Origin of the sequence: Kitasatospora sp. YST-16 (assembly GCF_026802215.1) — a bacterium.
Classification (GTDB): Bacteria; Actinomycetota; Actinomycetes; order Streptomycetales; family Streptomycetaceae; genus Kitasatospora; species Kitasatospora cineracea.
Genome location: NZ_CP113837.1, coordinates 4,139,527 through 4,153,789, shown reverse-complemented (window position 1 = coordinate 4,153,789; position 14,263 = coordinate 4,139,527). Strand labels below are relative to the sequence as shown.

11 protein-coding genes are annotated in these 14,263 nt (G+C 74.5%); 7 read left to right on the top strand and 4 right to left on the bottom strand.

Annotated elements, in window-relative coordinates; genetic code table 11:
* Positions 1–146: 146 nt before the first annotated feature.
* Entirely contained in the window at positions 147–908 is a 762-nt protein-coding gene (locus OU787_RS19095; RefSeq protein ID WP_268660092.1) for a polyprenol monophosphomannose synthase, read from the top strand.
* A gap of 73 nt (positions 909–981) precedes the next feature.
* On the top strand, positions 982–1,887 hold the full coding sequence (locus OU787_RS19090) for a YhjD/YihY/BrkB family envelope integrity protein (protein WP_030459060.1): 906 nt from the start codon (positions 982–984) through the stop codon (positions 1,885–1,887).
* Between the two features lie 249 nt (positions 1,888–2,136).
* Here the strand turns inward: OU787_RS19090 and OU787_RS19085 are convergent, their stop codons facing one another.
* The gene (locus OU787_RS19085) at positions 2,137–4,479 is read right to left on the bottom strand and encodes a D-alanyl-D-alanine carboxypeptidase family protein (protein ID WP_268660091.1); all 2,343 of its coding nucleotides are present in this window, start codon (positions 4,477–4,479) and stop codon (positions 2,137–2,139) included.
* Between the two features lie 300 nt (positions 4,480–4,779).
* Between OU787_RS19085 and OU787_RS19080 the strand changes: the two genes are divergently transcribed.
* The 3 genes from OU787_RS19080 to OU787_RS19070 all read left to right on the top strand — a co-directional run bounded on the left by OU787_RS19080 (position 4,780) and on the right by OU787_RS19070 (position 6,891).
* Positions 4,780–5,505 (top strand): GOLPH3/VPS74 family protein, encoded by a 726-nt coding sequence (locus tag OU787_RS19080; protein WP_030459062.1) that lies wholly within the window; start codon positions 4,780–4,782, stop codon positions 5,503–5,505.
* A gap of 325 nt (positions 5,506–5,830) precedes the next feature.
* Positions 5,831–6,688, top strand: coding sequence for a helix-turn-helix domain-containing protein (locus OU787_RS19075; RefSeq protein WP_030459063.1), 858 nt, complete (start codon positions 5,831–5,833; stop codon positions 6,686–6,688).
* Positions 6,685–6,891 carry a DUF397 domain-containing protein gene (locus OU787_RS19070; RefSeq protein ID WP_030459064.1) on the top strand — a complete coding sequence of 69 codons (207 nt, stop codon included), beginning with the start codon at positions 6,685–6,687 and terminating at the stop codon, positions 6,889–6,891. Before OU787_RS19075 ends, OU787_RS19070 begins: the two co-directional genes overlap by 4 nt.
* 111 nt (positions 6,892–7,002) lie before the next feature.
* On the opposite strand, the gene OU787_RS19065 is transcribed toward OU787_RS19070, so the two are convergent.
* Positions 7,003–8,106, bottom strand: a complete 1,104-nt coding sequence (locus OU787_RS19065; protein WP_030459065.1) for an ADP-ribosylglycohydrolase family protein — start codon at positions 8,104–8,106, stop codon at positions 7,003–7,005.
* Positions 8,107–8,335: 229 nt separating this feature from the next.
* On the bottom strand, positions 8,336–10,936 hold the full coding sequence (locus tag OU787_RS19060) for a bifunctional FO biosynthesis protein CofGH (RefSeq protein WP_268660090.1): 2,601 nt from the start codon (positions 10,934–10,936) through the stop codon (positions 8,336–8,338).
* A 185-nt stretch (positions 10,937–11,121) separates the two neighbouring features.
* Here OU787_RS19060 and OU787_RS19055 point away from each other — a divergent pair, with 185 nt between their 5' ends.
* Positions 11,122–12,387, top strand: coding sequence for a LolA family protein (locus OU787_RS19055; RefSeq protein ID WP_268660089.1), 1,266 nt, complete (start codon positions 11,122–11,124; stop codon positions 12,385–12,387).
* Positions 12,388–12,421: 34 nt separating this feature from the next.
* Here OU787_RS19055 and OU787_RS19050 read toward each other — a convergent pair whose 3' ends face one another.
* Positions 12,422–12,772 (bottom strand): hypothetical protein, encoded by a 351-nt coding sequence (locus tag OU787_RS19050; RefSeq protein WP_268660088.1) that lies wholly within the window; start codon positions 12,770–12,772, stop codon positions 12,422–12,424.
* Between the two features lie 225 nt (positions 12,773–12,997).
* Between OU787_RS19050 and OU787_RS19045 the strand changes: the two genes are divergently transcribed.
* Positions 12,998–14,248: an extracellular solute-binding protein gene (locus OU787_RS19045; RefSeq protein ID WP_268660087.1), complete on the top strand. Its 1,251-nt coding sequence runs from the start codon at positions 12,998–13,000 to the stop codon at positions 14,246–14,248.
* The last annotated feature ends 15 nt before the right edge of the window (positions 14,249–14,263 follow it).

The window sequence follows — 14,263 nt, the reverse complement described above, 5'->3', positions numbered from 1 at the left end:
CACCGCGCCCGCCGCGGTCCGGGCGGCGGCGTCCGCCGCTGCGGCCCCACGACCGGTGGCCCGGAGCACCCCGCGCGGTGCCCTACCGTGGGAGGTGGCGCCCCCGGGCGCCGCCCCGGCCAGCCGCTCCAGAAAGGCACCCCCCTGTGAGCTCCTCCCCGGAGACCCCGTTCGCCGGACTCGGCAGCATCCTGGTGATCGTCCCGACCTACAACGAGGCCGAGAACGTCGAACGGATCGTGTCCCGCGTCCGCGCCGCCGTCCCCGAGGCGCACGTGCTGGTCGCGGACGACAACAGCCCGGACGGCACCGGCAAGCTCGCCGACGCCCTCGCCGCCGACGACGACCACGTCAAGGTGCTGCACCGCAAGGGCAAGGAGGGCCTCGGCGCCGCCTACCTGGCCGGCTTCCGCCTGGGCATCGACGAGGGCTACGACGTGCTGGTCGAGATGGACGCGGACGGCTCGCACCAGCCCGAGGAGCTGCCCCGGCTGCTGACCGCGCTGCGCAGTGCGGACCTGGTGCTGGGCTCCCGCTGGGTGCCCGGCGGCGCGGTGGTGAACTGGCCGAAGTCCCGGCTGCTGCTCTCCAAGGGCGGCTCCACCTACTCCCGGCTGATGCTGAACGTGCCGATCCGGGACGTCACCGGCGGATACCGGGCCTTCCGCAAGGAGACCCTGCTCGGCCTCGGCATGGAGCAGGTCGCCTCGCAGGGCTACTGCTTCCAGGTCGACCTGGCCTGGCGCGCGGTCAGGGCCGGCTTCAAGGTCGCCGAGGTGCCGATCACCTTCGTGGAGCGCGAGCACGGCGCCTCGAAGATGAACCGCGGCATCGTGGTCGAGGCGCTGTGGCGGGTCACCGCCTGGGGCGTGGGCTCCCGGGTCGCCGGGCTCACCCGGAAGAAGTAGGCGGCCGCCCTCCCCCTCCGCCGGCCGGTGACGATGGAAGTTCCCGTCCGGCGGAGCATGCGGAGGTTGCGGCGTGACCGAATCACTGCGACGGGCGGAGCAGGACCCCGCCCCCCGGCGCCGGGAGTCCGCCCGGGAACGGGCGGCCCGGTACGCCGAGTCCGCCAAGGGCGCCCCCGAACGGATCCCGCTGATCGGCCGGGCCGTCAGCAACCTGATCCGGGTCAACCTGCTGGACAACGCCACCCGGCTGGCCGCCCAGGCGTTCCTCTCCGCGCTGCCCGCCCTGCTGGTGGTCGCGGTGTTCGCCCCCGCGTCGCTCAAGCACAGCATCACCGGCTCGCTGCGCGAGCAGCTCGGCCTGCAGGGCCCCGCCCAGCAGCAGATCCAGCAGCTGATGAACGCCCCGCACGACGACGGCGCCAGCCAGAGCTTCGGCGTGCTCGGCGTGCTGGTCACCCTGGCGTCCGCGACCGCGATGAGCCGGGCCCTGCAGCGGGTCTGCGAACGGGCCTGGGAGATGCCGAAGAACAGCGCCCGGCTGGCGCTGTGGCGCTGGGTGGTGTGGCTGCTGGTCTGGCTGGTGTTCCTGGTCGTCCAGGTCCCGCTGCGCAAGGGCTTCGGCGCCGGCCTGTGGCTGGGCGTCCCGCTGACCTTCCTGGTCTCCTCCGCCGTCTGGTGGTGGACCCAGCACCTGCTGCTCGGCGGCCGGATCCGCTGGTACCCGCTGCTGCCCGGCGCCCTGCTGTGCGGCGTCGGCGAGGTCGCCCTCGGCATCGCCTCCAAGGTGTGGCTGCCGCACGCGATGAGCTCCTCGGTCGGCAAGTTCGGCCCCTACGGCGTGGTGTTCACCGTCCTGTCCTGGCTGATCACCCTGTTCGCCGCCGTCACCCTCGCCCTGGTCCTGGGCCGGGTCGTCGCCGAGGAGCCCTCCGTCACCCGCTACCTCGGCACCCGCACCGAACCCGGCCGCTGGTAGCGCCCTCCCCCGCCGCGAACGCCGGAGCGGCCCGGACTCCCCGTCCGGGCCGCTCCGCCGTTCCGTTCCACTGCCGCCGGGTCCTAGGGCCCTGTCCGGTCGATCTTGTCGGATCAGCGCGCGGCGTCGGGCGCCCGGCTGGGAGTGCCGGCCCGACGCCCTCGTACTGGATGTACTCGGGTGTTGGGCCGGTGCTTCCAGGCGGGATGATCCGGCGTCGCGCGCCCGGCAAGATCGGCCGGACAGGGCCTAGCCCAGGCGCAGCAGCCGGGAGCCGATGGACGCCGGGGCCAGGTCCGACTTCAGGGTGACCGGCACCTCGACCCGGCCGTCCCCGTCGCCCGCCGACAGCGTGCCGACCTGGGTGCCGGCCGGCAGGGTGTGGGCGATCTTCCCGACCGGGGTCAGGGTCAGGTGCGCGGTGATGCCGTTCCAGCCCGCGACGGTCAGCGCCTTGGCCGCGACCACCGGCACCTTCCCGCCCACGCCGTCGTCCACGTAGCCGACCACCTGGCCCTGCTCGGCCAGGGTCTGCCCGGCCAGCGCGGCCTGCGCGGCCACGTTGATCCGCTGGCTCGGCGGCTGCGCGGCCCGCACCAGGCTCATCTCCTCCTTGGTCTGCGGCTGGCCCAGCGTCACGCCGACGATCATCCGCTGCACGCCGCCGACCTCCTTCACCGCCGCCCACATCAGGCAGGACTGCGCGGGCGTCGAGGAGCCGGTCTTGCCGCCGATGATGCCGTTCTTGCCCAGCAGCGCGTTGGTGTTGAAGATCCGCTGGCCGTTGAACCGGGTGTCCGGCTCCGCGACGACCTGCTTGAAGATCTCCAGCTGCATGGCCTTCTCGGCCACCTTCAGCTGGTCCTTCGCGGTCGACTTGGTGTCGTTGTTGTACCCGGCCGCGTCCGCGTAGGTGGTGTTGGTCATGCCGAGCTGCGCGGCGGTGGCGTTCATCTTCTTCACGAACTCCTCCTCACTGCCGGAGTCCCAACGCGCCAGCAGCCGGGCCACGTTGTTGGCCGACGGCAGCATCAGCATCTCCAACGCCTCGTACTCGGTGAGCTGCTGGCCCTCCGTCAGCGTCACCGTCGACTCGTCGTTGTTGCCCGACTCCTGGGCGGCCGCCTTGTCCACCGTCAGCACCGGGCCGCTCTCCCCCTTCTTCAAGGGGTGCGCCTGCAGGATCAGGTACGCGTTCATCACCTTGGTGACGGACGCGATCGGCACCGGCTTCTCCTCCCCCGACGACCCCAGGCTGCCCACGCCCACCACCTCGGCGGCCGCCTGCCCCTTCGCCGGCCACGGGATGTTCGGCTGCTCGCCCCCGAAGGTGAACGAGTCCGCCAGCGACAGCTTCGCCTTCGGCGCCGGTAGCGGACGCAGCAACTGCGCCGCGACCAGCACGCCCAGCACCACCGCCAGGAAGACGCCCCAGATCGTGATCCGCTTCACCGCCCGCCGCAACGGCGTCATCGGACGGGCACTCAGCGCCTTCAGCACCTCCAGCGCCTCGATGGTGCTCTCCGGCCCCGGCGGGGGCGCGACCGGCAGCGGCGGAGGCGGCGGCGGAGCGGCGGGCGCGGCAGCGGCGGCGGGAACGGGCCCCGGAGCGGGCTTCGCGGCCGGCACGGGGACGGGCTTCGGCTCCGCGGCCGCCTCGGGCTTCGGCACGGCCACGGGCTTCGTGGGTGCCTCGGACTTCGCAGCCGTCTCGGCCTGGGGCTCGGGCTTCGGCTCGGGCTTCGGCTCGGCCTTGGACTCGGCCTTGGGCTCGACCGCGGGCTTCGCGGGTGCCTCGGACTTCGCAGCCGCCTCGGGCTTCGGCTCGGCCTTGGGCTCGGCCTCCGTGGCCTCCTTGGGCAGCCGGAGCATCACGGTCCGCTCGGGACGGTCCTTGTCGACCCGCAGCGTCATCGTCGGCTCGGGCTTCGCGGCCGCCTCGGACTCGGCACCGTCCTCGGCCTCGGCGTCGTCCTCGCCATCGCCCTCAGCCTCGGCCTCGGCTTCTGTTTCCGCCTCGCCCTTCTCCGCCGCCGCAGCGGACTTCGCCAGGTCCGCCATCCGCAGCGTCATCGTGGGCTGCGGCCCGGCCGGAGCGTCCGCAGCCTCACCCTCCTCGGCCTTGGCGTCTCCCTCGTCCTCAGCCTCGTCCTCTTCTTCTTCCGCCGGCAGCTCCGGCACCCGCAGCATCATCGTCGGCTCAGGCTTCGCCGCAGCCCCCGACTCCGCCTTGCCCTCGTCCGCCTCTTCTTCCGCCGACGGCTCGGGCTCCGCCTCGTCCGTCTCCTCTTCCTCCGGCAGCTCCGGCGCGCGCAGCGTCATGGTCGGCTGCGGGCCCTTCGGGGCGGATTCCGTCTCGGATTCGGGGGTGTCCTCGTCCCGAGGGGTGGGACGGGGGTCGGTGAGGGCGGCGCTGGATTCGGGGAGGTCGGCGGGGAGGCGGAGGGTCGTGGTGCGGGTGTCCGCATCGCGGACGCGCAGGTGGACGGTGCTGTTGCCCGTGGCGCGCTCGCCGGGTTCGCGCGGGGTCTCCTCGGTCTCGGCCGACCGCTCCTCGCCGTCGTGCCGCTCGCTCTGCGGGGACTCGCCCACGTAACCCACTCCTCCTCGTCCGCCCGGCACCGCCGGTCCGATCACACAAGCTGGTTTTTTTCGGGCGGGTTCTCGACCCGGCCCAGCACCTGTACAGTCTCCGGCACCGAACCCGCAAGGGCCCGCCGCACCCCGCCCGACCGGCGGTTTTTCCTGCCCGTACGGGCCGCTGCCCGGTCAGACGCGGAGCCGTCGGACGGTGGTTCCAGCCTGCCCGGGCAAGGTCACGATTCGGAGGCGTACTCGACAAGCCTGTGTGAGAGGCGTCACCCTGTCATTCATCCACGCGGGGAGGCTTGGATGGGCAGAGGCCGTCGAACCATTCCCGAGGAGCTGCTGTTGCTCGCGCTGGACCCGGCCACGGGTACCACCGCGCAGCCGCAGACCCTCGACCTCGGACTTGCCGGGGCGCAGCTCGTCGAGCTGTCCCTGGCCGGAAGGATAGTCCCGGACGGGGACCGGATCGCCGTGGTGGTGCCACGGCCGACCGGTGACCCGACCCTTGACCACGCACTGGAGCTGTTGCGCCGGCGCGGCAGTCCGGTGCGCGCCGCGCACTGGATCGGTGGCCCGCGCCTGGGCCTCCGGCAGACGTACCTGGCGCACCTGGAACGGTGCGGCATGGTGACGGCTGTGGCCGGGCAGGTCTGCGGGGTGCTGCCGACGACGCGCTACCAGGCGTCGGACGACTGCACCAACGCGGCGATCAAGCAGCGGCTGGACACGGCGATCCGCACCGGCGTGCCGCCGGACCCGCGGACGGCGGCGCTGGCGGCGCTGGCGCACGCGGTCGGCCTGGGCAAGCACCTGTACCCGGGCAACGAGGGGCGGTCCTCGCGCTCCCGGCTGCGGGACCTGATCAGGTACGACCCGCTGGGCGGGATGGTGGCCCACGCGGTGATGGACGTGCAGAACGGTCTGCCCGCCCAGCAGCAGGGCAGGTCGGCGCCAGCGGGTTCGCGCGGTCCGGCCGGTCGTCCGGCGGCCGCGGGGCGCGGGGTGGCCAGCAGGGTGGGCGCGCGATGAGCGGCGCACGCCGTTAGCGTTCGGTTCGGCAGGAGGGCGGGTGGCCCGGTGCGATGCACCGGGCCACCCGCCCTCCGGCGTTTCCGGCGTCCGCGCGGTGTCCCGACGGTCCGTCAGGGGCCTTGGCGGGCGCGGGAGTCCCTTTAGCGGGTGGGGGCGCCGAGCGCAAGGGCTCGGATCCATATTGAGCTATTTTCCGATGATCTGTTCTACTGCGGTACTTCGATTCCTGGACACGGACCGCAGTTGAGGTGGCATGCTGCTCAGCGTCAGGGGGTTGGTACCAATTACCGCACTGTTGCCAGAAGTCCGGCCGGAGGTCGATGTGTCCGCCAGCGTGAATCCGACGGTCCGCCGCCGCAGGCTCGGCGCCGAACTGCGGCGCCTGCGCGAGCTCAAGGGCATGACCGCCGAAGAGGTGGCCGGCCGCCTGATGGTCTCCCAGTCGAAGATCAGCCGACTGGAGAACGGCCGCCGCTCGATCAGCCAGCGCGACGTGCGCGACCTGTGCGACGTCTACGAGGTCGAGGACGAGCGGGTCCGCGCCGGGCTGATGGAGATGGCCAAGGAGTCGCGGCAGCGCGGCTGGTGGCACGAGTTCGGGGACATCCCGTACAGCGTGTACATCGGGCTGGAGGCGGAGGCGTCCTCGATCCGGGCGTACGAGTCCTCGTTTGTGCCGGGGCTGCTGCAGACCCGCGAGTACGCCGAGGCGGTGGTGGCCGGGACGCAGCCGGACACCGACCCGACCGCGATCCGCCGCCGGGTGGACGTCCGGCTCAAGCGGCAGCACCGGATCCACGGCGCGGACCAGCTGGGCAGCCTGTGGGTGGTGATAGACGAGGCCGTGCTGCGCCGCCAGGTCGGCGGGAAGGCGGTGATGGCCGAGCAGTTGTACCAGCTCGTCGAACTGGGCGAGCGGGCCAACATCAACCTCCAGGTCATCCCGTTCAGCCACGGCTCCCACCCCGGCATGACCGGGACATTCTCCCTGCTGGAGTTCCCCGAGTCGGCGGATTCCACGGTCGTCTACTTCGAAGGAGTGACGAGCGATCTCTACCTGGAGAAGGACGCCGACGTCCGCCGCTATACCAATCTGTACGACCACTTGAGGGCCGCGGCGCTGAGCGTCGCGGAGAGCCGGTCGATGATCGCCACCATCGCAGAGGAGTTCATGAAATGAGCAAGGCCACCGAGAGCCTGACCTGGCGCAAGAGCAGCTACAGCGGGGGCAACGGCGCCTGCGTGGAGATCGCCGTGCCGGGTTCGGCCTCGATCGCGGTCCGCGACTCCAAGGACCCGCAGGGCCCGCAGCTGCGCTTCTCCGAGGCGGCCTGGGCGGCGTTCGCCGCGGCGGCCGGGGCGGGCCGCTTCGGCGAGCTCTGAGCCCTTGGCCACAGGTGCGAAGGTGCCCGCCGCTTCCCGCGCGGCGGGCACCTTCGCGTCCGGGGCCGGACTGTCAGGCGGCCGGACGGGCGGCCTGGCGGCCGGGCGGGGTCAGGCGTCCGCGGCCGGGTAGCGGACCGACCAGGCCTCGGTGCCGTGCAGTTCGGGGCCGTGCAGCAGTTCCAGCACCAGGTCGTCGGCGAGTTCCAGGACGGTGCCGCGGCCCTCCAACTCGGCCAGCAGGTCCGGCGGGAGGGCGGTCTCGCCGTGCAGGGCGCCCAGCAGGTTGCCGCAGATCGAGCCGGTGGAGTCGCTGTCGCCGGAGTGGTTGACGGCCAGCAGCAGGCCGCTGCGGACGTCCTCGGCGACCAGCGCGCAGTACAGGCCGATGGCGAGCGCCTCCTCGGCCACCCAGCCCTCGCCGAGCTCCTCGACCCGCTCGGGGGACGGCGCCCCGGCCCGCACCGCGTCCAGGGCGGCGCGCAGCGCGGCGGTGGTCTCCTCGTGGCCGGTGCGCTCGGAGAGCAGGGCCAGCGCCAGGTGCACGCCCTCCTCCAGGGTGCCGCCGCGGGCCACCGCGTGGACGACCACCGCGAACGCCCCGGCGGACAGGTAGCCGGTGGGGTGGCCGTGGGTCAGCACCGAGCACTCGACGGCGAGTTGGAAGACCAGCGCCGGGTCCCAGGCGGTGAGCAGCCCGAACGGGGCGGCCCGCATCACGGTGCCGCAGCCCTTGGAGCCCGGGTTGCGCGGCTCCTCGACGGTCGGCAGCGGGCCGCTCTCGGTGCCGGCCAGCCCGGACAGGCAGGCCTGGCCGGGAGCCCGGCGGGCGTACAGCCACTCCTCGCGGCCGAGCCAGCCCAGGTCCTTGCGGCGCTCGTCCGGGCCCCAGTCCTGCTGGGTGGCGTACCAGCGCAGGTAGGCGCGGTGCACGTCGGACGGCGGGTGCCAGGAGCCGGCGTCGCGGCTGATGTGGGAGCGGATCAGGCCGTCGACGGTGAACAGCGTCATCTGGGTGTCGTCGGTGATCGCGCCGCGCCGCCCGTACGCGGGGACGTAGCCGGCCACGCCCGCCTCGCCGTGGGCCGCGCGGATCTGCTCCAGTTGCTCGAACTCGATGCCGCCGCCGAGCGCGTCCCCGATCGCCCCGCCGAGCAGGCAGCCCCGGACCCGGCTGCGGAAGTCCTGCTGCTGGGCGCGTGACCACAGAGGCATCACGGGGCGGAACCCTTTCGTCGACGGCACGGTCGGGAGCCCGGAGCAGGCGCACGGGCAGTAGACGCACCTTATTCGAAGAGCAGCGCGAAAAGGCCCCCGGGACCGAACATCGGTGCGCCCGCTCACCCGTCACCGCCCGGACACCCGCAGGTCACCGGGCGGAGAGCCGGGCGTCGGACGCGGGAGTCGGGCGCGGGCGGCGGGCGCGGGCGGCGGGCGCGGGCCGCTAGTCGAGGACCGGCAGCAGCTGCGGCAGGTGCCCGTCGGAGGCCAGGGCGGCGGCGCGGCGTTCGGCGGGCACCTCGCCGTAGAGGGTGGTGCGCTGGCGGGACGGGCGGCCGGCCAGGGCGGCGATCGCCTCCAGGTCGCGGACCGACTTGTAGGAGCCCCAACCGGAGCCCGCCATCCGGGAGATGGTCTCCTCCATCAGGGTGCCGCCGAGGTCGTTGGCGCCGCTGCGGAGCATCTCGGCGGCACCCTCCGCGCCGAGCTTGACCCAGCTGGTCTGGATGTTGGGGATGTGCGGGTGCAGCAGCAGCCGGGCCATCGCGGTGACCGCCCGGTTGTCGCGGGCGGTCGGGCCGGGCCGGGCGATGCCCGCCAGGTAGACCGGCGCGTTGGTGTGCACGAACGGCAGGGTGACGAACTCGGTGAAGCCGCCGGTGCGCTGCTGGACCTGCGCGAGCAGCCGCAGGTGGCCCAGCCAGTGCCTGGGGGTGTCGACGTGGCCGTACATCATCGTCGAGGAGGAGCGCAGGCCCAGCTCGTGCGCGGCGGTGACCACCTCGACCCAGGTCGCGGCGGGCAGCTTGCCCTTGGTGAGCACCCAGCGGACCTCGTCGTCGAGGATCTCGGCGGCCGTGCCGGGGATGGAGTCCAGCCCGGCGTCCTTCGCGGCGGCCAGCCAGTCGCGGACCGACAGGCCGGTGCGGGTGGCGCCGTTGACCACCTCCATCGGCGAGAAGGCGTGCACGTGGATGCCCGGCACCCGCTCCTTCACGGCCCGGGCGATGTCGAAGTACGCGGTGCCGGGCAGGTCCGGGTGGATGCCGCCCTGCATGCACACCTCGGTCGCGCCGACCTGCCAGGCCTGCTCGGCCCGTTCGGCGACCTGGTCCAGCGAGAGGGTGTAGGCGTCGGCGTCGGTGCGGCGCTGGGCGAAGGCGCAGAACCGGCAGCCGGTGTAGCAGACGTTGGTGAAGTTGATGTTCCGGGTGACGCAGTAGGTGACGTCCTCGCCGACGGTGTCGCGGCGCAGCTCGTCGGCGATCCGGGTCAGCGCGTCCAGCGCGTCGCCGTCGGCCTGGAACAGGGCCAGGGCCTGGTCGTCGGTGAGCCGCTCCGGGTCGTCGGCGGCGGTGGACAGCGCGGCCCGCAGGTCGGCGTCGATCCGGCGGGGGGCGGGCAGCGCGGCCTGTTCGCGCAGCGCCTCCCAGTCGCCGTACACGTCGTCGAAGTCGGAGCGGCGGTCGCCGGTGCGGCCCTCGGTGTCGACGGTGCGGAACAGGTCGGTGCGGCCGCCGCCGGTCATCGGCGCGTCCGGCTCCTGCCAGGGCAGGCCGACCGGGCGGGCGCCCTCGACGGCCAGGCCGGTGGCCGGGTCGGCGAGCGCCCGGACGTGCGGGAGCAGCCGCGGGTCCAGCCAGGGCTCGCCGCGCTTGAGGTACTCGGGGTAGATCGTCAACCGCTCGCGCAGGGTGAACCCGGCGGCGGCGGTCCGTTCGGCCAGCTCTTCGACGTGCGGCCAGGGGCGCTCCGGGTTGACGTGGTCGGGCGTCAGCGGGGAGACGCCGCCCCAGTCGTCGATGCCCGCGCCGATCAGCAGCGCGTACTCGGCGTCCACCAGGTTCGGCGGGGCCTGGATCCGGGCGGCGGGGCCGAGCAGCAGCCGGGCCACCGCCACCGCGGCGGCCAGCTCGGACAGTTCGGCGTCCGGCATGGCGCGCATCGCGGTGTCCGGCTTGGCCCGGAAGTTCTGCACGATCACCTCCTGCACGCCCTGGTAGGCGCGGGCCACCTTGCGGATCGCCAGCAGCGACTCGGCCCGCTCCTCGAAGCTCTCGCCGATGCCGATCAGCACGCCGGTGGTGAACGGCACCGCGCTGCGCCCGGCGTCCTCCAGCACCCGCAGCCGGACGGCCGGTTCCTTGTCGGGCGAGCCGTGGTGCGGGCCGCCGGGCTCCGACCAGAGGCGGACGGCGGTGGTCTCCAGCATCATGCCCATCGACGGGGCGACCGGCTTGAGCCGCTGGAAGTCCGTCCAGGACAGCACGCCCGGGTTGAGGTGCGGCAGCAGCCCGGTCTCCTCCAGCACCCGCACGGCCATCGCCCGCACGTACGCGAGGGTGTCGTCGTAGCCGTGCGCGTCCAGCCACTCGCGGGCCTCGGGCCAGCGGTCCTCGGGGCGGTCGCCGAGCGTGAACAGGGCTTCCTTGCAGCCGAGTTCGGCGCCCTTGCGGGCGATGTCCAGCACCTCGTCCGGGGACAGGTACAGGCCGTGGCCGTCCTTGCGGAGCTTGCCGGGCACGGTGACGAAGGTGCAGTAGTGGCAGCGGTCCCGGCACAGCCGGGTGAGCGGGACGAACACCTTGCGGGAGTAGGTGATGACGCCGGGGCGCCCGGCCTGCTCCAGCCCGGCGTCGCGGAGCCGGGCGGCGACCGCGCACAGCTGCCGCAGGTCCTCGCCGCGGGCCTGCAGCAGCACCGCCGCCTCCGCCGCGTCCAGCGCCACCCCGTCCCGGGCCCGGCGCAGCGCCCGCCGCATCGCGGTCGCGGTCGGGGCCTGGGCGGGGACGGCAGCGGGCACGGGCGGGCGCTGAGGGCTCATGGGGCCGACCCTACGCGAGAGGTAGCCCTGCGGGACTACACGACCCTGACGGCGTCTCAGGGTCGCAACACCCCGGATACAACGGGAGGCGTACCCGGATCTGCTGCCGCCGGGCGACGCCCCCGGGCGGACGGCGGTGGTCTCATGGACGGTGACAGCGCACAGGCACTCGGAAGGGGGCTGCCATGGACCAGGACTCCACCGCAGAACAGGGCATGACACCGATCCGGATCGCACCGGTCGAACGGCCGGAGCGTCCCGCCCGGCCCGCGAAGCGGCGCACCGCCGTCCGGATCGGCGTACCGGTGGCCGTGGCCGCCGTCGTCGCCACCGGCATCGGCCTGGTGCCCGCGCTCGCCAGCGACGAGGCGCCGGACCTGCCCGCGATCAGTGCCCAGGACCTCGTCGCCAAGGCCCTGGGTTCGACCACCGACACCTTCTCCGGCACCGTCCGGGTCAGCGCCGACCTGGGCCTGCCCACCGCCCTCACCGACGCCGTGACCGGCTCCGGCGCCATCGGCGACCTGGCCCGCAGCGCCGGCGCGTCGGTCGGCGGGGCCGACCCGCAGCTGAAGGCCGTCGAACTCCTGGGCGGCTCGCACACCCTGAGCGTCGCCGCGGACGGGCCCGAGCGGCAGCGGCTCACCCTGTCCGGCGAGAAGTCCGGCTACGAGCTGGTCCACAACGGCGACCAGGTCTGGGCCTACGACCGCGACTCCCGGCAGGCCCTGCACTTCACCGGCGCCGGCCGGGCCGACGGGCAGCACGACGCGGGCCGGGCCGGCATCGGCTCGCTGACCCCGCAGGACGTCGCCAAGCAGCTCCTCGACGGCTCCGCCGAGACCACCTCGGTCACCGTCTCCGGCACCGAGCGGGTCGCCGGGCACGCCGCGTACCGGCTCAGCGTCAAGCCGAAGCAGTCCGGTTCGACGATCGACGAGATCCGGGTCTCGGTCGACGCCGAGAAGGGCTTCCCGCTCGCCGTGCAGGTCCGCACCACCGACGGCGCGACCGCGCTCGACGTCCGCTTCGGCACCCTGTCCTACGCGAAGCCGGACGCCAAGACCTTCGACTTCGCCGCCCCCAAGGGCGCCAAGGTCGTCGAGCGGTCCGCCGACGCGCTCCCGGGCAGCCCGCTCCCGTCCGTGCTGCCCACCCCGGGGGCCGGGCACGACACTGCGGACGCCGGGCACGACGCCGCGGTCGCCGGGCACGACGCCGCGGTCGCCGGGCACGACGCGGGCGTGATCGGCAAGGGCTGGACCGCCGTCGCGCACGGCAACGCGGGCGCCGAGGCCGCCAAGGGCCTGGCCAAGTTCACCGGCCGCCAGGTCGACGGCGGCACCCTGGTCTCCACCCGCATCGTCAACGCCCTGGTCACCAAGGACGGCCGGGTCTACGTCGGCGCGGTCACCCCGGAGACCCTGCAGGCGGCGGCGAAGCAGTCCTGAACCCGCCCGGGCGGCCCCGCCCGGTGACGCGGCCTCAGCAGGCCGTCCGCCGGGTGGAGGCCGCCGCCAGGGCCAGGGCCGGCAGGTCGGCGGGAGCGACCAGGAAGAGCGGGGACCAGCCCGCGGTGACCAGCCGGACGCCGGCGGTCAGGCCGTGCAGGCGGGCCCGGTGGGAGTGGCGCAGTTCGACCCGCTCCAGGCGGTAGGGCGGCAGCAGTTCGACCGGCTCGCCGGTGCCGGGGTGCCAGCGGATCTCGGCGGGGAACCCGGTGCGGCGGGTGATGCGCAGCTCGCCGCCCTGCGCGCCGCCCGCTTCCCGCCGGACCGCCGGAACGCGGCGGAGCACGGGAACGTGGCGGGGCACGGGCCGGGCGAGGTGCACCATCGGAGTTCCTCCCGCGCGCCGGGACTGCTGGCGGCCGGGTCGCGCAGCACGGACGTTAGCAGCCCGGGAGTCCGGTTGAGGAGATCCCGCGGAGGCGTTCTTCACGACCGCCCGTCCCGGCCCGGCCCTTGACGCGGACTCGGGCCGGACGGTGGGATGGTGGGCCGCCCCGGACCGCCCGTCCGTCGGGCGCCCGCCCGCCTGTTCGACCCCGCTGGGAGTGCCGTGCCGATCCGCCGCCGCCAGGTCCTGCTCGGCGGGCTGGCCGCCCTGGCCGGGACGGCGCTGGCCAGGTACGGCTCCGCGGCGGCGAGTTCGGCGAACGGGCCGTCGGGGCTGCTGGAGGTCACCACCGGCTGGACGTCCGGCCCGGAGCAGAACGGCCTGCAGGCCATGCTGGCCGCGCTGAAGGGCCGCGCCCCGGACGTCACCTTCGTGGCCGGGGACAGCTCCGCCCCGTCCGACACCGACCTCGCCCGGCGGCTGGCCGACGGGCTGCCGCCGGACAGCTTCCGCTGCTGCGGCGGCGCCGAACTCGCCGAGCTGGCAGCCCACTTGGAGCCGCTGGACGGCCCCGCCCGGGCCCGCGGCTGGCTGGCCGGGCTGCCCGCGGCGGTCCTGCCCCGGCTGCGCGTGCGCGGGGCGCTGTACGCCGTCCCGGCCGGGGTGCGGCGCACCAACCTGCTGTGGACCAACCCGCCGCTGCTGGCGGCCGCCGGCGCGGCCGGGCCCCCGGCGGACCCGGAGGCGCTGCTGGCCCGGCTGCGGCAGGCCGCCGGCACCGTCGCCGCCCCGCTGGCGGTCGGCGGCCCCACCGAGGTGCTGCACCTGGCCGAGACCGTCCTGCTGGCCGCGCACGGCCCGGACGCGTTCGCCGCGCTCTGGCAACCCGGCGGCCCCTGGGGCTCCCCCGCCACCACCGGCGCCCTGCGCACCCTGGACGCCCTGCTGGAGCTGGCCGCCCCGCCCGCCGCCGACGCCGACTGGACCGACGCCGCCCGCCTGCTCGGCACCGGCCGGGCCGGGTTCCTGCTCACCGGCGACTGGGCCGACACCTGGCTGCGCGACACCCTCGACCTGCGCCCGGGCACCGACTACGGCTGGACGGCCGCCCCCGGCACCGGCGGCCTGTTCCAGTCCCGCCTGGACGCCTTCGCGCTGCCCCGCGCGGCCCGCCACCGCCCCGCCGCGCTCGCCTGGCTCGACGTCTGCGCCGACCTCGACGGCCAGATCGCCCTGAACGGCGCCCGCGCCGCCGTCCCCGCCCGCACCGACCTGCCCGGCTCCACCCCGGCCCTGTTCGGCCCGTACGCCCGCTGGTCGCTGGAGGAGTGGCGCACCCGCCGCCCGGTCGACTCGCTGGCCCACGGCGGCCTGCTGCCGGCCGGCCGGCGGGCCGCGGCCCGGGCCGCGGCGGCCGCGTTCACCGGGCACCGCGACAGCACCCGGCTGGCCCGCGACCTCGCCGCGACCTGAGTCGGCGTCAGGAAC

Excerpts from the sequence above, each read along its gene's own strand:
- OU787_RS19080 (WP_030459062.1), top strand. The coding sequence starts at position 4,780 with ATGGGCAGAGGCCGTCGAACCATTCCCGAGGAGCTGCTGTTGCTCGCG.
- OU787_RS19065 (WP_030459065.1), bottom strand. The coding sequence starts at position 8,106 with ATGCCTCTGTGGTCACGCGCCCAGCAGCAGGACTTCCGCAGCCGGGTC.
- OU787_RS19060 (WP_268660090.1), bottom strand. The coding sequence starts at position 10,936 with ATGAGCCCTCAGCGCCCGCCCGTGCCCGCTGCCGTCCCCGCCCAGGCC.
- OU787_RS19055 (WP_268660089.1), top strand. The coding sequence starts at position 11,122 with ATGGACCAGGACTCCACCGCAGAACAGGGCATGACACCGATCCGGATC.
- OU787_RS19050 (WP_268660088.1), bottom strand. The coding sequence starts at position 12,772 with ATGGTGCACCTCGCCCGGCCCGTGCCCCGCCACGTTCCCGTGCTCCGC.
- OU787_RS19070 (WP_030459064.1), top strand. The coding sequence starts at position 6,685 with ATGAGCAAGGCCACCGAGAGCCTGACCTGGCGCAAGAGCAGCTACAGC.